Raw genomic sequence first — 20031 nt, 5'->3', positions numbered from 1 at the left:
TTCAGAGCGGTTGGTTGGCGAGCGCCTCGGCCAGGAGGGTCAAGACGTGGAGGAGGCGGGTGAGCTGGATCGTGATGATCACGCCCCACGTGAGGGCTCCCACCGCCACGCCCGCCACGACAGCGGCCAGGGTGACGGTGAGAGCCTCACGGGCTGGGTCAGAATCCAAGGCCCGCATTGAGGTCCTTCTGGATCCGCATGACGCACTGGCTGTACTCGTCGATCCGCCCGTCGACCGGAGTGCCCTTGTGGTCCTGGATGTGGCGGATCGTGTCGGGGCCGATGAGACGGTCAGGCGGGGCTCCAACCTTGCGCTGGATGGCCTCGATGAGCTGGGACCCCTCGGCATCCTCGGAGTTCACCCACTCCCAGCCGGTGCCCAGGCCCGGATTGCGGGACTCCCAGTAGACGTCCTGGCTGGAGACGATCTTGTCTGCGGGCGTCCCCAGGGCGATCTGCAGCCAGTAGCTCGTCTCCTCGCCCCACCAGCCGTCAACCTTGAGGTTGGGGGCCGAGGTTGCGGAGTTTGTGGTGGGAGATCCGTCGTAGTAGGGGCGGATCACGTAGCGCACGTCATCCCAGTCGCGGGTGCGGCGGTACACGCCATTGCCTGCTGACTGGCTGCCAGCGTTGCCCGAGGACGTGTTGCCCTCAATGGCGATGACGACCGAATCGCTGGACGGGTCCAGGCACAGGCCCGTGTGGTCGGTTGCCATGGTCCCGTAGTTCCAGTCATAGATCAGGACGTCGCCAACCTGCGTGTCGTTCTTGTCGACGAGGCGGTTCTCCCGCCGCGCGGCGGCCACGGCGGCGTCCGTGTTGAACTGGGGGCCACCCGGCATCCGTCCGCCAGACTTGTAAACCCACATGCTGACGGCGGCCATGCACCACCAGATCCGCGTGGATGGGCCCCGCAGCCACGGTTGGTTGAGCTTGTCGGCGAGCCAACGTCCGGCCGCCGAGCCGGGCTCTGGGTCGTCGGGAGCGTAGTACCCGATGTCAGCTGCTGCGATGTCAAGTGCTGCCTGTGCGGTCATGATGCGTCCTCCTCGGGGACTGGTGGGCATGAGAAACGCCCCTGCCGTGTGGCGAGGGGCGTGGGGTTCGAGAGTGAGGTCAGGCCATGGTGATGGGGTCCGCCGTCACGACGAGTCGCACCCACTTGTCATCAACAGACACGCGAAGACTCCCACCACCACTAAAGCCGATCACGCCCACCTCGATGTCCGGCGCGACGCCAGCAGGAACCTTGCCGGTGTTGATTGCGAACTGCGAGTTACCGCCCGCCCAGAACTGCGCAGCAACATGATCGTCACCGATACGCATATCGACGCCGAGACTGCCCGTCGCGACACCCCAGACGAGGCCGTGCGCGGTGACCATCCTGTCGTACGGGCGCACAGGAAGAGTGGACTTCAGAATGCCCTTGAACTCGCCGTTCCCGACCGAGACCGTGGCACCAGACCCGATCGCCTGCTCCACGAACTCCTTCTCATTCCACGGCTTAAGGACCCAGGTGGTGTGATTCTTCGTTCCGTCGGCCTTGTAGAAGATGCCATTGACGTCGAAGTAGGCGGGGTGGTCGGTCGTGGGGGCCGCTCCGGCGGTCTCCCACTGGGTGAGGGCAACGCGAGCGCTTGCGACGCTGGAGGCGTGGGTGATGATGCCAGCAGTGTCAACCGCGACGACCCACGCGTCGAGCAGGTCATCTCCCGCGCTGGGAATTACGACGCCCTTCCTGTGCTGCGTGCTCACTGGTCCTCCTCAAGAGTTGTGAGTGCGGCGCGTATGGCGTCGCACGTTCCGCCTGCTGCGAGATAATCTCGGGCAGCTGGGATGATCCTGGTATTGATGGTGTCGGCCAGAAGTTGGCGGCGTGACTGCTCGGCCGCATAGACGCTGGCCTGGTCTGCCAGGTCGGTGTCGCTTATCTCTCGTATCTGCTGTTCATCCATGGCAACTTCTCTTTCACGTGATGGGGGAGACGGATACCCATAGACTCTTGATTGGCTTCGAGATGAGCGCTCCCATGCTGTAGCACCAGTAGAACGGGGCGATCCAGTACTTCTGTCCGGGAGTGAGGCCCGTGACAACTTCGCTGCCGTTCATGAGCTGTCCGACCCCCCCGATATGCCGCGCGCATTCAGCCCTGCCTCTCCCGCCGACGATGGTCTTCATCGTGTCACCGCGCCCGTAGGACGTGGGGTCAGATGTGTAGATGCCCCACTGGACGGACGCGCCGATCTGGTAGGTGGGCGCACTGCCGATGTCAACTCCGCCCTGGATCATGACCTTTCCTGTGGGCGTGGTGAACGAGCCGACGGCACCGATGTCCTTGGACACGTAGGCGCCATCGGCGGTGCGGAAGAAGTAGGGCCCCCACCATGGGGTTGTTCCTGCCCCGGCCTCCCAGAATTTCATGTCGAACGTGTCAGTGATCGACCAGCTCATTGTGTTCGCGGCTAGGAGCGAGATATCAACCATTCCGCCGCTGATCTGATTCACGACACGCACGCCGGTCTTGTCCGTAGCCAGGACCTGCTTGCCTGTCCCGTCGTAGAACTCCATGTAGGGGCCAGTTGGGTCCACTCCGAGGACTGCGCTGCCGTTTTCACTGTTGTTGGGTGTAGTGATCTGCACCCCATAGGTGTCACCCACACCGACCTGCCCGGACAGGGGCCCGATACGCACCATGGGAAGCGAGCCGCCGCCCGCCTCAAACAGGCCGCCACGGATGATGATGCCCGTGATTACGTTGGCCAGGAGGTCCTCGGTGATGGTGGCGTTGCCTGCGATGAGCATGCCGGTGGTGACCTTCGCGAAGCTCGCGAGCTTGGCCCACAGTTCGTTGCTGGCCTTGATGTTGGCCGCAAGCACACCGTCAGGGCCGATCTCGGTCGTGCCGACGCTGCCGGGGACGAGGATCCGCCCTGCCATCCACAGGTAGTCCACCCACCCGCTGGTGCCCGTCTTGGAGGCGCGCTTCATGCCGATCATGCGGCCGGAGGCGTCCAGGGGGAACCACAACTGACCCACCACCGTGGCACTCGGGGTGGCCTGCTGCACGAACGGGGGGACGGCGGCGAGGGCCGCGTTCGCCACGTTGGTCGCCGCGACCGCCTTGTTGAAAGCGCTCTTCGCCGCCTCGTAGCTGGAGGATTTCGACACGGCCGAGTAGTCGAAGGTGCCGTCGGTGAAGACCGTGAGGTCGACCGTGTAGAGGCTGGTGGTGGAGCCCTCCGTGTAGGTCGGCTCCGCCGTCACCCACGGGGAGGGCGCGGGGTTCGAGGTGGGCGCTGCGGGCGGGTTGAGGGTCGAGGACTGGAGTAGGTAGTAGCGGCGCACGTTGGCAACGTCAGTAAGGGCGGCGAGCGTGACGTCATCGCGGGCTTTCACAGCCATGTCGGCCACCCGCTTCCACATGAGCGGCCCCGCAACCTGCCACATCGTGTCCCCACCCGATGTGGCCTGTTCGATCTGGAAGAAGAATCCTCCCGCCGTGACGCCGGACTGGTACTGAATCTCACGCTCATAGAGCGCCCACCCCCCCCCCGCCGGGGAGGTCCGCAATCTTCGTGGCAGACACGTAGTCGCGGGGTCCCGTGTTAGTTCCCGACGTGCCCCACGTTCCGACATTCAGGGACTTGGTTCCAGACACTCGGCGGGCGGCGAACTGGACGAGCTGTCGCTCACCTTCAACCACCGGCAGGCTCCGGAACGGCTCCGGTGGACGATGGTCCCTGCCCGCCAGCGTGAACACGCCCCCATGCTCCGGGGCGTCAACATCGGCCGCGACCGAACCGATGACAGGCCCGGACGCCTCGCACCACTGGTTGGGCCAGAGGTTCGTGGCCATGTCATCCCTCCAACTGGGCCGTGTAGGACGCCTTCCCAGACACCTGGCCCGCGTCAATCGTCAGCGTGGCACCAGTGGCAGCAGCCGTGCTGGACCCGTCCTTGTACCACTTGATGGTCCCCAGCGCCGTCAGCTCTGCCCCGGTGACTTCCACGCCTGCCTTGTAGACGTGGGCGGTGAGCACCGTCGCGATGGCACTGTTCTTGAAGATGAACCCGTTGCTGGAGGTGACGACGAGGGTGATGGCGTCCGCACCGTCCGAACCGTCCACGCCAGCGCGAGCCACGCTGTACGTGGTGCTGATCGCATTGTCGGTGTAGGTCGTCACTGTCCGGGTCCACAAGAACTGTCCCTGGGGAGTGGTCGGGATCGACACCGCCCACGTGCCGGTTGGAGGAGTACTCCCACTGTTCCCCACCTGGTAGGTCACGTCCGCCTGCTTCACGCCCTTACCGGCGCTGCCTGGGTCCCCCTTCTGGCCCATCATGCCGACCGCGTAGGACGTGACCGTGGAGGTGTCCGTGTATGTGTAGGTCGTCCTGGTCCACAGGAACTGGCCGGCGCCCACGGAGGGGATCGAAGTGGACCACGCGCCGGTTGGTGCGCTTGTGCCACTCGATCCGGCCTGATACTCCACCTTCGTGGACGAGATACCCTTGCCCGCGTTGCCACCAGCACCCGTGAACGCAATCGCGAACGAGAAGGACTTCACGATGGTCACGTCCCCGATGTGCACCGGGATTTTCACGTTGCCCGGTGCGGTCACCGACGTGCTCACCGTGATAGTCAGGGTGGGCGCTGTCGCGTCCGTGTCCTTTGTCACCGTCACCCCACTGGGCGCCGTGATCTCAGACAGTGTCACCGTGGCGGCCACCTGATCCGCCCCCAGCATCGCCACGACCTGCGTAGTCGTGGAACCCGCCTTCGCGGCCGACGTAGTGCCGGGGAACGTATACGCCTCGCTGGTGAGGATCACGCTGTACGCGTCGGTGACATCGACGATGGTGACTTGATCTGCGGCTTTCTGAGCCATGACTGTCCTGCCTTCCGGAAGAGGGGGGTGCTACATGCGGGTTGAGGGGTGCGTGAGGCGGGTCAGGTCTTCAAGACACACATGAACACGGTCTTCGTGTCCACATCCGCCGGGCTCACCGTGAGAGTGAAGCCTCCTGCTCCGATGCGCGTGTCCTCACTGGAGATCACACCGAAATCTGAATCGTCCAGGCGACGCCACTGCCACTCCAGGAAAGCGCCCGCACCGAACACGTCATGCAGGTCCACGATGTCCGTGATCGTGCGCCCCTTCGCGAACACACTCACCGACAGCACGGTGGACACCATGCTGTTCTTGAACACCAAGCCCCTGGAAGAATCCACTCGCAGGACCACAGCAGAGGAAGCGTCCTCCACGGCCTGGCTCGCGGCCGAGAGAGCCTCGACCGCGTCCCTCACGGCGGCATCAGCCTTCGTCTGGGCGGCATCCAGTCCCGTCTCGGGATCCTCCAGCTTGGCGCGCGCCTCGTCGAGAGCCACCTGCGCGGCGTCCAGCTGGGCACCCTGCGCTGCGGTGGTCGCATCCAGCTGCACGAGACGCTCACCCGTCACACCCACCGAGAAGGTCACCGCGCCCTCAGGGATCCGGTCGGGGATGCTGACCTTCGTCACCCGTCCCGTCGAGTCCCGCAGGGCCCGCACCGACGCGCCCACGGCACTGACACCGGACTCCGAGGGCGCCACCACGTCAGGGAGATCGTCGGGGGTTCCGTCGATACGGATCGCGACGTTCGTCTGGTCGACCTGCTCGGTGATGGTGGCCGACACCCAGGAATCCCGCTGCGACAGCTGCCCCGCGGTCGCGGCCGCATCGTCGGGCTTGACGTCCAGGAACCGTCGTTTCGTCACCACAGGAGGACCTCCGCATCCACTCGCATGTTCTTCTTGTGATCCGACACCGGGAGGTAGATCTGCCGGGCCCTCCCCGTGAAGAACTCCCCAGCCTCCGTGTGCACGCTGATGACATCCCCGCGCTGCAGGCGAGAATCCGAGGGCATCTCCAGGCTGCGGACCTCCGTGGCGATCATTGCGTTGCGCATGTAGGTGTTCGCCGCTGCAGTGACTTGGGACTGGCTGGTGGCCATGTTCATCTCGTGGCGCTCATGCTTGACCCCATACGCCTCAGGGTCGTAGGGCGGCTGGGTGGCGCTGACAGTCGCACTCCACCGCTGCTCATCCTCGCCACTGCCCTGGGTGCCGACCACCGTGAATCGGTTCGCCCGCCGGGGCAGGCTCTTCCTCGGGGATGACAGGAGACGCCCCGGGCGGGCACCCGGCGTCCCCAGGTCCTTCACGCCGCCGTAGGTCGCCACCGGATCCCTACCATCCCGTCGGGCCCACACGTGCAGGTACCCGTCGTCCTGGACCGCGTAGTCCTTCCCGTAGCTCGAGCACAGGTCACGGATGTTCTCCGTCCGGCTCGTCGCGTACTGCGTGTTCCTCGGGACCGCCGGGTTCGAGGGATCATCCAGGACCACCGGGAGGGGGGCGGCCATGCGACGCAACTCCGAGAGGAGCGTGGCACCCGCCGGCGGACTGGAGGGCCACACCAGCGGGTCCTCATCCGGGATGGACAGGAGGTCCAGGGCAGTGACCTGCACGCCCTCGTCCTGCTCCTCCCACGAGTCGATCTTGAACCAGCCGATCCCCACCTTCCACGGCCGAGTGCCCGCCGTGAGGGTCTGGGTGACGTGGACGCGCTGCCCGAAGTTCGCCAATGGTGCGAGGGGGTGGGTCGGGACCCACGATCTGGGTGCCATGAACGTCAACTGGCCGGGGACCACCCGATCGTCGGTCTCGTCGAGCTCCACATTCCACGCGGGCACACCGCCAGGAGCGAGGACCTCACGGCCGCGCACCACCGACAGGTCACACCCCACCACCACACTGTCCGCCAGGAGATCCGTGGGAGGTCCCGGCCTCATGACGGCATCCCCGCGATCAGGCGCGCCAGGTCCAACATCGTGCGGTTCTTCCACCCATGGTCATACTCCTGCCATTCGCCCCAGGTGACCACTTCCGCTGCGCCCGACTGCCCGACCGCCTCCGTCCAGGACACCTCGAATCGCAGCATCCCATCACGCCACCTCGCGATCGAGCGGGCGACGGTCTGGACATCTACCGCGATCAGTGGCGGGAGCCCTGGGACGGGTAGACCTGGCGCAATGATCAGAGAATCCGTGGACTGCAGGACCCGCCACGCTTCGTCCTCCAGCGCTGGGTCCATCAGGACGAAACGCCCGGACCCCGTGCGGGCGGGGAGGACCTCAGGCCGACGAGAGCCACCACCCGGATAGAGGACCACGTCGGAGTTCCACTCACGCTTCCCCTCGTCACGCTCCCAGCGCAACATGGGAATCGCCCGCCCCCAGATGTTCGAAACGACATCCAGGCCCGGCGATGGCCGCCGCGTCAGGGTCACGCTCTGTGACCCGTCCACGTAGGTGGCGGCCACGCCGGGAACTGCCAGCGCATCGGACACCAGGCGTTCCGACCCCGCACCGACGACGCACAGCGTGCGCTCCCCAACCGTGACGAGGGCGGGCCCTGTCACGTGCAGGCTCGGCAGGCCCGTGTGAGTCGCCACCCAGCCGACGATTGCCATAACGTCACCCCCTGCTGTTTACGACGTCGATCGCCACATCCTCAGCGACCGTCTCCAAGACCGCGATGATCTGCCCCTTCCGATCCACCACGGTGATCCCGCCCAGATCCAGACGCACCGTTCCTGCCCCTGACGCCAGCGCCGCGAGCGCATCTGCTTGTGTGCTGGTAGCGGTGGATGTATTGGTCGGGGGTGTGGTTGCGAGGGTCGAGGTGAAGGTCTGGAGGTTGCGTCGCACGCTGGCGAAGCGGTCCTCCAGTCCGTCCTCGAACCCCTCGATGACCATCTGACCCGACGGGCGCAGAATCCGCCGATCCAGGGAGGCGGGCCCCTTCCAGTCCGGTAGCATCGAGGTGAGGTTCCCGAGGGTGTCCTTGACCTTGCCGAAGGCGCTTTTCAGTCCGTCGACCAGGCCGTCGATGATCGACTTGCCGATGTCCCAGAGCCAGCGTCCGGCGCCGGAGAACACGCCCATGATCATCCGCGGGATGTCCTGGAACACCGTCTTGAGGGTCCCGGAGATCAGGCCCTTGATGGTGTCCACGAACCCAGAGAAGATCTGCTTGACCCCATTCCACGCCTGGCTCCAGTTCCCGGTGAACACGCCGGTGACGAAATTGATCAGGCCCGTCAGGATGTTCAGCAGCCCCATGATGACGGGCATGAGGTTGGAGATGATCGCCGAGGCCAGAGCGATCACGGGCGGCAAGACCGCCGCGAACAGCGCCACCAGGGGCGGCAGGAGCGCGCCGATCAGCTGCGCGATCGGCGGTAGGAGGGGCAGGATCGCGGAGATGATCTGGAGGACCGCCGCCACCACCTGCATGATCACGGGGATGAGGGCCTGCACCACGGCCATGAGTGGCGGGAGGATCGCCAGCACGACCTGCACGAGGATCGGCAGGACCTGGGCGATCACCATGGCGATCTGGCCCAGCACCGGTAGCAGCATCGGCAGGATCTGCGCGACGAGGCTCCCCACGACGGAGAGGACCATCGTCAGGACTGGCGTGAGCTGCATGATCGACTGGGCCAGGACCCCGGCGATCACGGACCCGACACCCGTGAGGGACGTCATCAGCTGAGAGAACACTGGCTGCAGGGACTGAACGATGGTCCCCAGAGTCGAGAACACTCCAGACACGAGGCCACCCAGCGCGCCCTGCAGCTCGGGGCTTGTAGCCACGAGTCCAGCGAAAGCTCCGACCAAGAGACCGATCGGGCCCGAGAGGAGCTTCGCCGCCGAACCGACCCCGGGCAGGAGCTTCGCCAGGGGACCAAGCTTTGCGAGCACTCCCGACAGGCCACCTGTGCCCAGCGCGATGAACGCACCCGCCAGGGGTGCGATACCACCCGTGAGCCCGGACAGCTTGGAGACCAGCCCGCCGGAGCCCTCGCCCAGCTTCGAGATCGACGTCGTGATCCGGTCGAGCACCGGGCCCAGCTTCGCCCCGATGACCTCGCCGAGAGCCTTCGCCTTGTCTTCGACGGGCCCCAGGGCCGTCATGATGGCCTGCAGGAGAGGAGCAATCTTCGGGTAGATCCCCGACAGGAGGTTCGCCCCGATGCGTCCGAGGGAGGCCATCGTGTTCTTGAAGGCCCCGGGCACCGTAGTGCCCATCTCGGTCGCCACCGTGCCCGCGGCGGACTCCGCAGCCGCCCGGAATTGCTCGAAGCTGATCTTCCCTTCCGAGGCCATCTTCTGGGCCTCGTCGGTCGTGACCCCCATGGCGTCGGCAAGCTTCTGCCAGATCGGGAGACCAGAATCGGCGACCTGGCGGATGTCGTCGGTGTAGGCCTTGCCGGAGGTGGCGACCTTGTTGAAGATCGCACCCATCTCCGACATTGGCCGACCCGTTGCTGCCGCCGAGTTCGCGACGGTCGAGAGGACCTTGTCCAGGGCCTCCCCAGGCTTGATACCGGCCGCCACAGCGCCCGCCGCGGTGGTCGCAGCCTCGTCCAGCCCGAAGGCTGTCCCCTTCACGGACTTCTGGGCCGACGCCATGATCTTGTCGACCGTGGACGCGTCGTTGCCGAGACCACGCAGCTTCGCCTGAGCCGTGTCCAGTGACGTCAGCCGGGAGAAGCCCTTGGTGAGGGCCACCCCGATCCCTGCAGCCGCTGCTGACACGACTGCTGTTGCCGGGCCCGACAGGCCATTGGCAAGAGCGGAGGTGACCGAGGCGACCCCACGCCCCGCGGCCTGCACCATGGACGACATGCCCGACGCGAAGCGGCCCACCATGGAGGACACGCCAGACCCGACCGCGGGGCCGAGCTTGCCCGCGAGCGCGCCGACGGCTGTGCCGACGGGGCCGAGGTGTGCGCCGATGCGGGAGCCGAGTCCCTGGAAGGGCTTGGTGATGGCCTGGCCCATGCGCTCGGCACCTAGGGCCGCGGCGGTGGCCATGGAGCTGACTCGGGATGAGACGGCAGCGACGGCCGGTGAGAGGAAGCCTCCGACCTTGCGTCCGAAGCTGACGAACGGGCTGGCCAGTCGGGTGCCGAGCCGGGCGAATGTCGTTCCGATGGAGGATGCGGTGTCCGTGGCCTTGGTGCGGGCGCGGCCGAGGACGTCGCCGACCTGCTTGCCGAAGCGCACGAAGGGATCGGTCGCCCTCGAGGCGGCCCGGGACATGGTGTCACCGACGGACGTCGCGAAGTCGGAGACGTGAGCTCGGGCAGAGCGGAGTCCGCCGGCCACGGAGGAGCCGATCGTCTGGGCGACCTTGCCGACGCGCTCGCTGGCCGCGACGAAGGGTTTCGCGATGGTCGCCCCGATGCGGCCGAGAGTCTGGCCGACGGAGGTCGCCATGGAGGCGACTCGCATCCTGATCGGCATGAGGGCCAGCGCCGTCTTGGCGGCGACCTGAGCGCCCCAGGACATGACCTGGGTGCCTAGGCGACCGAGCTCGGTGCCGACCCCGGAGGCGACCTGGGCGAAGGTCTTGCCGATCTCAGTCGGGATACCCCGCGCAGCGCGAGAGACCGATCCGACGAGGCTCCCGAACGCCCCCGACAGCCCGGTGGCAGCATCCTTCCCGGCGTCGAGGCTGTTGAACCCTGACTTGAAGTCACGACCGGCTGCCTTGACCTTCGAGGCGAGGCGGCTCGTTGCGGACTGCGTTTCGAGGGTGGCGACCTTGAGGCGCTCCTGCGCCTCGGAGAGTCGGGAGGAAGCGACTTGGGTGTTCGACTCAGCGGTCGCGAGGTCCCGCTGGGCCTTCTCCAGCTGCTGGGTGGCTCGCAGCTGCTGGGAGGACCCCTCCCCGTAGCGGGCGGTGACTTCGACGAGCTTCTGCTCTGCGACAGCCACCTTGCCCGCGGCGTCAGCCTGCTTCAGGCGAGCGTCGGAGAGTGCCTTGGCGGCCTTGGAGACGCCGGACTTGAAGGGGGTGAGGACCTTCTCTGAGAGTGACTTCGAGGAGTTCCCGGCGCTCTTGGTGAACCGCTCACCGAACTGCCGGCCCGCGGCCGTGGCCTCCTTCTGGGTGTTCGCACGAACGCCCTTGAAGGTGGGGAACACGCTCACGGCCGCGGTGCCGACAATTCGATCTGCCATCAGGACTCGCCTCCGTCCTCCTGTGCACCCGGGATTGCCGAGTACCTGTCGAGCTGCTCGCGGAGGCGACGCCGCTCTTCGGGCGTCACGTCCTGGGCAGGCTTGGTCCGCTTCTTCTCGTCCGGGTCAGGCCATGGCCACATCGGGATGACGGGCTTCGAGTTCTTCGGCCTGCCGTCGTTGATTGCTGCCGCGTGGGCCGCGAGGGCGAAGACGTCACCCTGCGAGAGAGGCTGCGAGTATCCCGCCACTCGGGCGCCGAGCATGGTCCCGGTGTCCCAGAGCAGGCGGTGGACGACGACGACACCCGTCGTCACGTCCGCGCGGAGGAGGTCCGCGGTCTCCATTCGGAAGATCGCGCGGAGGTCGAGAGCGAGCTGGGTCTCATGTGTGAAGGCGAGCTGGAGCTCGCCCCTCATTCCCCCGCGGTGACCGGCTGCCCGATCGCTCGGCTCACGCGCTCGGCGAGGGCGTCGCCCCACTCTTCGACCAGCTGCGTGGTGTCGAGGATGTCGAGCTCGTCCACCTGGGCGGCGGTCTTCTCATCCCCGATCGCGTCGAGGAATCGGAAGAAGGCACCGAGGTCGTTGAGGTTCTCCAGTTCGCGGAACACCTTCGTCTTGCATCGCAAGCTGATGGCGACTTCCGTGCCGTCGGACGCCGTCCAGTGGAGGACGTCATCGGCGGTGACGAATGTCTTCGGCTTCGGTGCGGCCTTTGGCTTCGTGCGAGCGGCTGGGCGGCGGGTAGTGGTGGGCTTACGGGTGGTGGCCATGGTTGGTCCTCCATGATCGAGAGATGGATGAGTGGCGGTCCTCCGGATGTGAGTCGCCCCCGCCCGGGAGGACCGCTCGGGCGGGGGCGACGACCATGGGTCAGGGAGCGGGGGTGAGGTCCGCGGGGGTCAGGAACCACTCGTGGAACTGGCCACTGGGATGCCCCGCGGCCTCCTTGAACGTCCAGGTCACCTCGATGCCCTTGACGGTGCCACGCTCGTCCTTGTCCTCCTTCCAGGAGGCCACGGTCGCGTTCTCGCAGGCACGGCGGCGGATGTTGCCGTTCTTCGCGATCTCCTCAGTCCACACCACATACTGGAGCGGGTTGCCCGACGCGTCCACGATCGTGTGGTTGTTCGCGTCGAACTTCGTGCCGCGCACCGTCTCCAGGTTCTTGCGAGACGTCTCGGCGAGCTTGACGACCACCTGGACGTTCGCCTCGCCGGACGGGATCGAGTACCCCTGCTGGAAGAACACGATCGGGTCACCCGACGCCTCCTCCGTCCACTCGAAGCCGCCGTCCTCAGCGAACAGGCCCAGCTTCTCGAAGACCTCAGCGAGCGTCACCGTCGCCTTCGCGCCATCCGCCGGTGACGGCACTGCCGTCCCGAACGGCGCGATCGCGATGTTCCCCGTGACCGGAATGAAGACGGCACCGAGGTCGTTGCCTGCAGCATCTGCAGCCATGATTGCTTCCTCTCCTCACCCGTCATGGGGTGATCTGTTGAGCGATGATGGTGAGGCTCAGGGGCATGTACCCCAGGACCCCGTAGGTGTCGTCCTGCAGAGGCCAGGGCCACTGCATGTCCGGCACAGCGACCACGGGCGTGGTCGGGTCGAGCGGAGCCGCCTCGATGACCTCAGCGACCTCCTTGGCGAGCGCCTTCGTGTCGTCCTCCGTGCGGCCCCGACAGGTGAGGCCACCAGAGAAGATCCCGGTCGCCACAGACGCCCTCGTCGTGCCGTCGTCACGCACCGCTACCCATCGGGCGGGCGGCGACTCCACGTCGGGGAAACGCGTGTCCACAGCGACGTCGGGGACGAGGGCGGCCAGGTAGTCCGCCAGCCAACCAGCGGTGTCACCGAACGTCGATCCCGTCTGGTTCATCGGCGCTTCGCCCTCTTCAGGGCCCGCGCCAGGTTCCCGGTCCGGGCCTCCACCACGAGCGCATGAGGCACGTCAGCGACGACCTTCGCGACGGTGCGGTGCCGGGTTCTGACGGTCTCGACGTGGATCGAACGCTGGTAGTCGCCGGTCTTGACCGGCGCGGAGAGCTTCGCTTCAGCCATCACGTCGCGGGCAACGGAGTCCACGAGCATCTCGACCGCGCCAGAGTGGCCGACATCGTCCAGGAACGACTCCATGCCGGAGAGGTCGACCTTCACGGAAGCGGTTCCCCTTGGCATGGGATCACCCCCTGGTCTCGACGAGTGGCGTCTCCGCGCCGGCCGCCCACCCGTCGAACGGGCTCCGGTAGGAGAGCGGCTGGCCGACGACATCCCACAGGGCGCCGGATGGCTCCCGGATCCGGTCCCCCACCTGGATGGGCGGGTCGACCTCAGTGAGGAGTGAGACCGACGTGGTGACCTGCTCGCGGCCGATCGTCACCACCCGCTGGGAGCTGGACGGTCCGATCGCCCCACCTTCAATGGCCACCTCTTCGGGTGGCCACGCTGGATCGTCCCAGTCGGCACGACGCTGAGCGTTGCCGTTGGGCGACCTGACGAACGTACGGCGCAGGCGGACCAGTGTCGCTGGGAACTCGAACTCCACGACTCACACCCCCCAGTTGAGGCGGTAGGGAGCGAGCTGCTCCTTCTCCGACTCGAACAGGCCGAGACCGCCGAGGAGGCCGTCCGATCGGGCCTGCCGACGCTCAGAGAATGGGCCCGCCGCGCGCTGCACCTTGTCCGACGCCGGGACGATCGACCGGGCCGCCAGGGTGCGGATCAGATCCGCGATCTCCGGGACCTCGTCCGATGGGTATCCGTGGGTCATGGTGACCTTCACCGATCGGCGCCGACGCGGGAACCGACGTCGGCCGAGCAGCTCCAGCGTCCCCTCCTCACCCCAGTCCGCGAGCGCCGTGGCGTCCTGATCCTCGATGAGGACCTCGGTGACGGCGGTGACGTGCTTGGAGGGGAGGAGGATCGTGCTCCCACCGTTGCCGTTGAGGGTGAGAGTCTCGGTGATGGAGGGGGCGACGTGCCACCCGCAGTAGCGGCGGATCGCTCCATGCGCTGCTGCGAGGGCACTGTCCTGGTCCGCCTTGAGGTCAGGCTTCTGCAGGATCGGTGGTGGCGTCGTCATCGGATGCCTTCTTGCGTGTGGCCCGCTTCTTGGGTGCCGGCGCCGGGTCGGCGGGCGGATCGGCGGGCGGGTCCTCGGGGTCGGCCGACGGGTCAGCGGGCGGGTCCTCGGGGTCGGCCGGCGGATCGGCCGGCGGTTCCTCCGGAACCTCGGTCTTGACCACGCCGGGATACAGGAGGCCCGCAGCCTCCCACTCGTCGTAGGTCGCCTGGGTCACCTGGAACGTTGAGACGACGCCATGCACCATGCGCGTCGCCTGGACAAGCTTCTGTGCCACGATCTGCTCCTTTCAGGGCAGGGGTACCGAAGGCGGTGCCGGGCACGAGGAAGGAACCCTCGACGGAGAGCCCCTGGAATGCCCGACACCGCCAGGTAGGTCAGGCGTCGTCGACGGTGACCTTGACGAAGGCGGCCGGCACGCGCACCGCCATGGCGAGACGCTCACGCGCCTTGATGGACACGCGGTCGTGCTCGAAGTCGTCGCTGTTCTCGAACGACGTCTCGACCTCGATGCCGCCCTTGCGGTAGACGGTGGCCGCATCGGATGCGCCCGTGAGGATCGTGCCCGCGGGCACCGCCGAGGTCTTGATGACCGTCTTGCCCCAGATGGGCGGTTCGATGAGGACCGCGCCGTTGCCGTACTGACCCTGGAAAGGGCCGCCAGCGATGTACTGACCGTTCCCATCCTTGGCGAGGCGCAGCTTCTGGTAGTCGCTCGGGTTGATGACCACCGCGTCAGCGGTGAACCCCGTGACCAGCTCGACCTGGTCGATGGCCTTGTACAGGTTGTCGGCCAGGGCGGCGCTCGTGGTGGTCATGGTCTGCAGACCCGGACGGTTCAGGAGGCCCAGCGGGTTGGTGCCGGTGCCGTCACCGTTGAGCAGCAGCGCTTCCTCGCGGATGGCGAGGCGACGCAGGAGCCGGGAGTTGATCTCCGTGACGACGAAGTCGGCGTCGTCGAGCATCTCCCGGGTGACCTTGATGAGGCCCGCGACCTTGCGCAGGACCTCAGTGACCTCGTCGTACCCACCGAAGTGGAGCTGGGGAATCTTCCCCTCCTCCGCGACGGTCGCGAAGTCACCCTCGACGGCACCGGTGATCTTCTCGACGAAGTAGATCAGCGCGTTCGAGGCGATGGTCCCGGCCAGCAGCCAGTCCGACACCCACAGGCGCTCCTGGAAGGGGCGCACGATGTTGCGGTCGATGTCGGGCAGGATCAGGTGTGCGGGCGACGTCGGCACCTGGTGGGTGTCCGTGGCCGCCTTGTACTCGGGCGCCGAGACGACCGCCGCCTGAGAGGTCATGTTCGACTTCAGGTGGGACAGGTCGACAGCATCCTTGAAGTGCTCGCCCAGCGTCATGCCGAAGGCGTTCTTCTTGCGGAACTCCTCGGTGTCCTTCACACCGAAGGAGTCGATGAGCGACTGAGCCTTGGAGTGTGCCTCGACCTTCGCGTTCATCTCCTTCACCGAGGACGCGATCTCGTCGATGCGCTTGACCTCGCTGGTGTCGAGATCCCGGGCCGCCGACTTCGCGGCGTCCAGGATCCCCTTCGCTTCCTTGATGAGCAGATCCCTCTGCTCCATGAGCGAGTTGCCCATTGTGATGTCTCCCTTCCGGAGAATCAGGCCCCGATCTCCAGGGCAGTGATGATGGCGCGAGCAGACTCGACAGATCCCTGCTTGACCTCTTCCGGCTCCTCCGCGTTGGCCGTCCCCGGCTCCTCCGCGTTGGCCGACTTCGGTTCCTCACCGGTGTCGCCTGCTTCTCCAGACCCGCGAGCGCCCTTGGCGTCCTCGGGTGGCTTGTGACCGTCGGTGTCGTCCTCGACGAGGTCGAGGGCCGTCTTGACGGAGATGATCTCGGTCTCCTGGTTGGCGCCCAGGGCCACCACGGAGACCTCCCAGAGGTTGAGCTTGCGCAGCTCGTAGTAGGAGCCGCCCTCGTCGGCGGCCTTGTCCACCCACGCGCCCTCCACGACGGTGAACATGAAGCTCATCTGCGTGACGCGCCCCTCCTTGAGGAGCTTGTGGACGTAGGCGCCGTTCGGGTTGTCGAGGTCGAGCTGGACGCGCACGCGCAGCCCGTGGTCATCCTCGATGGCGCTCAGGGTGACGCCGATGTTCTTCATCGGGTCGCTGACCTGGTGGGACCAGTAGCAGGGGACGCCGGCGCCGTCCTTGCCGTAGGTGGCCAGGGAGTCAGCGAAAGCGCCGGGGAGGATGATCTCCCCGTAGCTGTCCTTGTTCCCGAAGACCGCGGCGTACCCCTCGAAGATGCCGGCGGCCGCGTCCTCTTCGCTGGCGGCCTTGACGTTGAAGGCCTTCGTCTTGAACTGGGTCACGGGGGCCCCCTTTTCCTCTGGTGGGTCGGTGATGATCTCGGCGTCGTCCGGTACGTCGGGCGGGTCGTCGTACCAGGCGCGGATCCGGTCCTCGGTGCCCTCGGGCCTGTCGTCGTCCTCAGCACGGCGGAGGCACTCGTCCAGGCCCGGGTCGAGAAGGTGGAACATGCATCCCTGGTCGTGCCAGGCGTCGATCTTTTCGGCGGTGGCCGTGGACTGGATGACCCAGGCGTCGGCTTCGACCCCGTCGAAGATCCGGGCGACGGCCGCGACGCGAGCCGCGAATGCTGCCTGCCCGATCGCTTCGGGCGGGTCGTGGTGCTCGCTGGACCCCAGGGCGTGTGCCAGGGCGTCGTAGTCCACGACCGGCTCATCCTCGGATCGCTGCTCAGCAATCCACGTGGTCTTGCCCGCGCACGGCGGGCCCATCACGATGTGGATGGTCATGCCGCCGCCTCCAGCATTGCGATCGCCGAGTCCGGCTGGCCGCCGGCCTGGAATGCGTGGCCCGCTTCCTCGGTCAGGCGGGCGGCGAGCCACAGCGCGTCAGCGGGGTCGACGTCGGCCTTCACGAGGTCGGTCTCAAGTTCACGCTGCCAGCGCATCGGGTCCCACCACGGGCCGTTGCCTGCCTTGCGCTTGGCGGACACCGATCGGTTCATCCGCTCGATCCACGGGCGCACGATCGTCTCGACCTCCTCACGGGACTTCGCCTCCTCGGGGCGCCCATCGCCGCCATCCTCCGGGGAGGCGAGACCACCCTCGGAGACGTTCTTCGGGACGATCAGCTCGTCGCCCCCGTCCACCGGCGGCATGTTGTCGAGCTTGCGGGCCTCGTTGCGAGTCCACCACGGGCCACCCGTGGCCTTGGAGATCACCGCAGCGCGCTCCTCGAAGGACCCGCGCAGCTTCGCCTCCACGTTGAATTCCACGAACACGTCCGCATCGACGCCGAGCATCGGCATGAGGAACGCGTTGAGACGGTCCTCGAGCTGCTTGATGATCGGGCCGAGGGAGTCCGTGTAGAGGGAGCGGTTGAACTCCTTCACGTTCGAGTAGTTCGCGTTGTCCAGGACGCCGACCATCGTCGGGTTCACGTGGTAGACCTGCGCGCACGTCACCAGCGAGAGCTTCACGGAGTCCGCCCACTGCGACTCCTGCGGGGTGCGAGACCCTCGCGAGTAGGTGATCCCGTCCTCCAGGAGCATGTCCTCCCCAGCGCGGGCACCATGGTCCCCCGTGAAGTCGTGGACCATGTCCATGAACCGCTTCCTCGCCCCGTTGTCCCAGCCGTCCTTCGGTGCATCGGCTGGACGGCTGAAGAACCCTCCCACCCTGCCCTTCCGCTTGGCGACCTGGGCACGTTCCTTCCACGCTGCGGCCTGCTCGGAGATGATCAGACGCAGGGTGTCGACCTTCGAGGACCCACCCGATGAGGACCCGGGCGACCACGACACGAAACGGCAGATCTCCGAGGGGTCGATCCACGCGTGGTTCGTATCGTCCGTGGGGTCCACGAACGAGAACGTCTTGACCATGCCGAACGCGTTCTCCGTGGTCGTCACCCACTTCGTGGGGATGACCTTGGACTCCATGTGGTCCGGGCCCTGAAAGACCCACACGTAGGCCGCGTCATAGAGGGCGAGCTCACCGACGAGCTGCTCCACGAACTCGTACATCGTCTGCTCCGAGTTCGGCTTCCGCAGCCATTCGGACACCTCACCGTCACGCACCCGCGAGCGCTCCTCGCCCTCTCGCTTGAAGGCGTGGAGGCCGAGCTGAGCGACGTTGGTGGCGATGAAGCCGACGACGGTGCGCAGGTGCGGCTGGGTCCGGTAGATGTCGTCCGGGGACATGCGCTCGGGGTCCCCGGGGGATGCCGGGTAGCTCGTCATCGTCAGTTGGACGGGCCGGTTGCGGTTCGTGTCGAAGCCGTTGATGACGCCGGCCACGCCGCTACGCACCAGGCGAGTGAACGCCCTCAGGGTCTGGTCGACCGCCATGAGCACCTCCCCTCCGGATCAGAGCCACCACTTGTCCACCTCTTCGCCCACCGCGGTGAGCGTCGGGTCTGTGCCCGGCTTGCGCCACCACTCGTCCATCTGCCCGTAGGCCGACGTCTGCTCGTCCTCCTCCAGGGGGAGGTTGGCGAGGGCGTAGAGCGCCCACGAGGCGGCCACCAGTGGAGAGATGTCCGTCATGGAGGCGTTGCGGTCCCAGACCTGCGCCTCGCCGAGCTTCTTCGTCACCGCACCCTCAATGGCCACGTCCATCGCGGGCTGGGAGATGTGACGCATCGAGCGGTCCCGGACCCGGTCGTGGAACTGGCCAGTGGCGAAGCCGAGCTCAGAGCCCTGCAGCGCCCTGACTTCGAACCCTTCCCGCTCCAGCGGCTGAGCCATTTCCGAGGCCGCGCAGCCGCGGGCCTGCAGGACGACCTCGTTGATGCCGAGCGCGTCGCACACGGTGCGCAGGAACGGGAGCACCCAGAAGACGTTCTCGCGGCAGGCGATCGTCTCGACGTGCGCCCGCCCATCCGACCGCCACCCAGCCACCGACACCGACGACCACTTGCGGTCGGCTGACACGTCGACCGCGATCTTCACGTCCGAGTCCGGGTCGATCTGAGAGGCGACATCGGAGAGGGCCCGCCACTCGTCGGGGTTGACGTAGGTCTCGACCATGGCCGTCACCCACTGGCACAGGTTCTCGGTGCGGAACGTCGCCTCCGGGTCGGAGCGAGCGTTGATGAGCGCATCCAGGCCCATCGTGTAGCCGAGGGCCGGGTTCGCTTGGGCCCACGCGGTGACGTCGTCGAGGTCGCAGTCCTCGGGGGCCGACCACTCGAAGATCGCATTGTCCGTGCCCTCGTCGACCTCGGCGATGCCGATCTTCCGACGTTCCGCCAGGACGACCGACGACGCGTCCCCCGCATTCGAGATCCCGATGACCAGCCCGTTGTCGCGGGCCATCGTCGTGTTCTTGATGGCCGACCACGCGGCCCAGGTCTCCTGCTCGCGCAGCTCGTCCATGAGGACCGTGTCGACCGACATCCCGCGACCGCCCTTGCGGGTGGCCGCAGCGACCTTCCAACGGCGGACCTGACGATTGACCTTGACGAGGAGCTGTTCCTTGCCGTTGCCCGTCTTGACGTCCCGGAAGACGTCATCGAGCTCCGGGGAGGACTCCAGCAGCTGCACGGCGTCGGCCCACACCTCGCGGGCGACGTCCAGATTCTGGGCCGTGCCGAGCACGAGACGCGTATCGTCCACGAGGAGCCGGTACAGGCAGATGACCTGAGCGACCAGGCTTTTCCCGTTCTGGCGAGCGACCTCGATGACAACGGTCCGGAACCGCAGCTTCCCATCGGGGCGCAGTTCGAAGAGGTGGACCAGCAGCCACTTCTGCCAGGGCATCAGGTGGAGATGGAGCATCTCCTCCGCGAAGCGGATCACTTCGAAGCCGAGCGTCGTCTCCTCGGTGAGCTCGCGCAGCGGCTTCGTCCAGATGCGGGGCGCCATGCA

At 66.7% G+C, this 20031-nt stretch carries 22 protein-coding genes; all 22 read right to left on the bottom strand.

Annotation, left to right across the window (positions count from 1 at the left end):
• Position 1: 1 nt before the first annotated feature.
• The 22 genes from BQ9890_RS15685 to BQ9890_RS09870 all read right to left on the bottom strand — a co-directional run bounded on the left by BQ9890_RS15685 (position 2) and on the right by BQ9890_RS09870 (position 20028).
• Positions 2 to 169: a hypothetical protein gene (locus BQ9890_RS15685; RefSeq protein WP_154671912.1), complete on the bottom strand. Its 168-nt coding sequence runs from the start codon at positions 167 to 169 to the stop codon at positions 2 to 4.
• Positions 159 to 1037, bottom strand: a complete 879-nt coding sequence (locus BQ9890_RS09970) for a hypothetical protein (protein WP_075891238.1) — start codon at positions 1035 to 1037, stop codon at positions 159 to 161. Before BQ9890_RS09970 ends, BQ9890_RS15685 begins: the two co-directional genes overlap by 11 nt.
• Before the next feature lie 79 nt (positions 1038 to 1116).
• Positions 1117 to 1755: a hypothetical protein gene (locus BQ9890_RS09965; protein ID WP_075891236.1), complete on the bottom strand. Its 639-nt coding sequence runs from the start codon at positions 1753 to 1755 to the stop codon at positions 1117 to 1119.
• On the bottom strand, positions 1752 to 1955 hold the full coding sequence (locus BQ9890_RS15385) for a hypothetical protein (protein ID WP_143226303.1): 204 nt from the start codon (positions 1953 to 1955) through the stop codon (positions 1752 to 1754). The genes BQ9890_RS09965 and BQ9890_RS15385 overlap by 4 nt, the downstream gene beginning before the upstream one ends.
• A gap of 13 nt (positions 1956 to 1968) precedes the next feature.
• Positions 1969 to 3570, bottom strand: coding sequence for a hypothetical protein (locus tag BQ9890_RS09960; RefSeq protein ID WP_075891234.1), 1602 nt, complete (start codon positions 3568 to 3570; stop codon positions 1969 to 1971).
• A gap of 287 nt (positions 3571 to 3857) precedes the next feature.
• Positions 3858 to 4889 (bottom strand): hypothetical protein, encoded by a 1032-nt coding sequence (locus tag BQ9890_RS09950; protein WP_075891230.1) that lies wholly within the window; start codon positions 4887 to 4889, stop codon positions 3858 to 3860.
• A 62-nt stretch (positions 4890 to 4951) separates the two neighbouring features.
• Positions 4952 to 5758 carry a hypothetical protein gene (locus BQ9890_RS09945; RefSeq protein WP_143226302.1) on the bottom strand — a complete coding sequence of 269 codons (807 nt, stop codon included), beginning with the start codon at positions 5756 to 5758 and terminating at the stop codon, positions 4952 to 4954.
• Complete coding sequence (locus BQ9890_RS09940) at positions 5755 to 6834, bottom strand: hypothetical protein (protein ID WP_075891226.1); 1080 nt, start codon at positions 6832 to 6834, stop codon at positions 5755 to 5757. The genes BQ9890_RS09945 and BQ9890_RS09940 overlap by 4 nt, the downstream gene beginning before the upstream one ends.
• Entirely contained in the window at positions 6831 to 7514 is a 684-nt protein-coding gene (locus tag BQ9890_RS09935; protein ID WP_075891224.1) for a hypothetical protein, read from the bottom strand. Before BQ9890_RS09935 ends, BQ9890_RS09940 begins: the two co-directional genes overlap by 4 nt.
• 4 nt (positions 7515 to 7518) lie before the next feature.
• Positions 7519 to 11076 carry a tape measure protein gene (locus BQ9890_RS09930; RefSeq protein WP_075891222.1) on the bottom strand — a complete coding sequence of 1186 codons (3558 nt, stop codon included), beginning with the start codon at positions 11074 to 11076 and terminating at the stop codon, positions 7519 to 7521.
• The gene (locus BQ9890_RS09925) at positions 11076 to 11495 is read right to left on the bottom strand and encodes a hypothetical protein (protein WP_075891220.1); all 420 of its coding nucleotides are present in this window, start codon (positions 11493 to 11495) and stop codon (positions 11076 to 11078) included. The genes BQ9890_RS09930 and BQ9890_RS09925 overlap by 1 nt, the downstream gene beginning before the upstream one ends.
• Positions 11492 to 11851, bottom strand: a complete 360-nt coding sequence (locus BQ9890_RS09920; protein ID WP_075891218.1) for a hypothetical protein — start codon at positions 11849 to 11851, stop codon at positions 11492 to 11494. Before BQ9890_RS09920 ends, BQ9890_RS09925 begins: the two co-directional genes overlap by 4 nt.
• A 100-nt stretch (positions 11852 to 11951) precedes the next feature.
• Entirely contained in the window at positions 11952 to 12539 is a 588-nt protein-coding gene (locus BQ9890_RS09915) for a phage tail tube protein (RefSeq protein WP_075891216.1), read from the bottom strand.
• A gap of 22 nt (positions 12540 to 12561) precedes the next feature.
• Positions 12562 to 12960: a tautomerase family protein gene (locus BQ9890_RS09910; RefSeq protein WP_075891214.1), complete on the bottom strand. Its 399-nt coding sequence runs from the start codon at positions 12958 to 12960 to the stop codon at positions 12562 to 12564.
• Positions 12957 to 13259, bottom strand: coding sequence for an HK97 gp10 family phage protein (locus BQ9890_RS09905; RefSeq protein WP_143226301.1), 303 nt, complete (start codon positions 13257 to 13259; stop codon positions 12957 to 12959). The genes BQ9890_RS09910 and BQ9890_RS09905 overlap by 4 nt, the downstream gene beginning before the upstream one ends.
• Positions 13260 to 13263: 4 nt before the next feature.
• Positions 13264 to 13626: a hypothetical protein gene (locus BQ9890_RS09900; protein WP_075891212.1), complete on the bottom strand. Its 363-nt coding sequence runs from the start codon at positions 13624 to 13626 to the stop codon at positions 13264 to 13266.
• Positions 13627 to 13629: 3 nt separating this feature from the next.
• Positions 13630 to 14163, bottom strand: coding sequence for a hypothetical protein (locus tag BQ9890_RS09895; protein ID WP_075891210.1), 534 nt, complete (start codon positions 14161 to 14163; stop codon positions 13630 to 13632).
• Positions 14129 to 14440 (bottom strand): hypothetical protein, encoded by a 312-nt coding sequence (locus BQ9890_RS15680; RefSeq protein ID WP_154671911.1) that lies wholly within the window; start codon positions 14438 to 14440, stop codon positions 14129 to 14131. The genes BQ9890_RS09895 and BQ9890_RS15680 overlap by 35 nt, the downstream gene beginning before the upstream one ends.
• A gap of 100 nt (positions 14441 to 14540) precedes the next feature.
• On the bottom strand, positions 14541 to 15749 hold the full coding sequence (locus BQ9890_RS09885; protein ID WP_075893011.1) for a phage major capsid protein: 1209 nt from the start codon (positions 15747 to 15749) through the stop codon (positions 14541 to 14543).
• A gap of 38 nt (positions 15750 to 15787) precedes the next feature.
• A complete protein-coding gene (locus tag BQ9890_RS09880; protein WP_075891206.1) occupies positions 15788 to 16954 on the bottom strand; it encodes an HK97 family phage prohead protease in 1167 nt (388 codons plus the stop codon).
• Positions 16951 to 18510: a phage portal protein gene (locus tag BQ9890_RS09875; RefSeq protein WP_075891204.1), complete on the bottom strand. Its 1560-nt coding sequence runs from the start codon at positions 18508 to 18510 to the stop codon at positions 16951 to 16953. The genes BQ9890_RS09880 and BQ9890_RS09875 overlap by 4 nt, the downstream gene beginning before the upstream one ends.
• Before the next feature lie 18 nt (positions 18511 to 18528).
• Positions 18529 to 20028, bottom strand: coding sequence for a terminase large subunit domain-containing protein (locus tag BQ9890_RS09870; protein WP_075891202.1), 1500 nt, complete (start codon positions 20026 to 20028; stop codon positions 18529 to 18531).
• Positions 20029 to 20031 lie beyond the last annotated feature (3 nt).

The sequence above is a fragment of the Actinomyces provencensis genome (genome assembly GCF_900155435.1).
GTDB lineage: Bacteria > Actinomycetota > Actinomycetes > Actinomycetales > Actinomycetaceae > Pauljensenia > Pauljensenia provencensis.
Note: the sequence above shows the minus strand (reverse complement) of the source record. Positions and strands in the feature narration are given on the sequence as shown.

Excerpts from the sequence above, each read along its gene's own strand:
- BQ9890_RS09970 (WP_075891238.1), bottom strand. The coding sequence starts at position 1,037 with ATGACCGCACAGGCAGCACTTGACATCGCAGCAGCTGACATCGGGTAC.
- BQ9890_RS15385 (WP_143226303.1), bottom strand. The coding sequence starts at position 1,955 with ATGGATGAACAGCAGATACGAGAGATAAGCGACACCGACCTGGCAGAC.
- BQ9890_RS09950 (WP_075891230.1), bottom strand. The coding sequence starts at position 4,889 with ATGGCTCAGAAAGCCGCAGATCAAGTCACCATCGTCGATGTCACCGAC.
- BQ9890_RS09940 (WP_075891226.1), bottom strand. The coding sequence starts at position 6,834 with ATGAGGCCGGGACCTCCCACGGATCTCCTGGCGGACAGTGTGGTGGTG.
- BQ9890_RS09935 (WP_075891224.1), bottom strand. The coding sequence starts at position 7,514 with ATGGCAATCGTCGGCTGGGTGGCGACTCACACGGGCCTGCCGAGCCTG.
- BQ9890_RS09930 (WP_075891222.1), bottom strand. The coding sequence starts at position 11,076 with ATGGCAGATCGAATTGTCGGCACCGCGGCCGTGAGCGTGTTCCCCACC.
- BQ9890_RS09925 (WP_075891220.1), bottom strand. The coding sequence starts at position 11,495 with ATGAGGGGCGAGCTCCAGCTCGCCTTCACACATGAGACCCAGCTCGCT.
- BQ9890_RS09920 (WP_075891218.1), bottom strand. The coding sequence starts at position 11,851 with ATGGCCACCACCCGTAAGCCCACCACTACCCGCCGCCCAGCCGCTCGC.
- BQ9890_RS09915 (WP_075891216.1), bottom strand. The coding sequence starts at position 12,539 with ATGGCTGCAGATGCTGCAGGCAACGACCTCGGTGCCGTCTTCATTCCG.
- BQ9890_RS09910 (WP_075891214.1), bottom strand. The coding sequence starts at position 12,960 with ATGAACCAGACGGGATCGACGTTCGGTGACACCGCTGGTTGGCTGGCG.
- BQ9890_RS09905 (WP_143226301.1), bottom strand. The coding sequence starts at position 13,259 with ATGCCAAGGGGAACCGCTTCCGTGAAGGTCGACCTCTCCGGCATGGAG.
- BQ9890_RS09895 (WP_075891210.1), bottom strand. The coding sequence starts at position 14,163 with ATGACGACGCCACCACCGATCCTGCAGAAGCCTGACCTCAAGGCGGAC.
- BQ9890_RS09885 (WP_075893011.1), bottom strand. The coding sequence starts at position 15,749 with ATGGAGCAGAGGGATCTGCTCATCAAGGAAGCGAAGGGGATCCTGGAC.
- BQ9890_RS09880 (WP_075891206.1), bottom strand. The coding sequence starts at position 16,954 with ATGACCATCCACATCGTGATGGGCCCGCCGTGCGCGGGCAAGACCACG.
- BQ9890_RS09875 (WP_075891204.1), bottom strand. The coding sequence starts at position 18,510 with ATGGCGGTCGACCAGACCCTGAGGGCGTTCACTCGCCTGGTGCGTAGC.
- BQ9890_RS09870 (WP_075891202.1), bottom strand. The coding sequence starts at position 20,028 with ATGGCGCCCCGCATCTGGACGAAGCCGCTGCGCGAGCTCACCGAGGAG.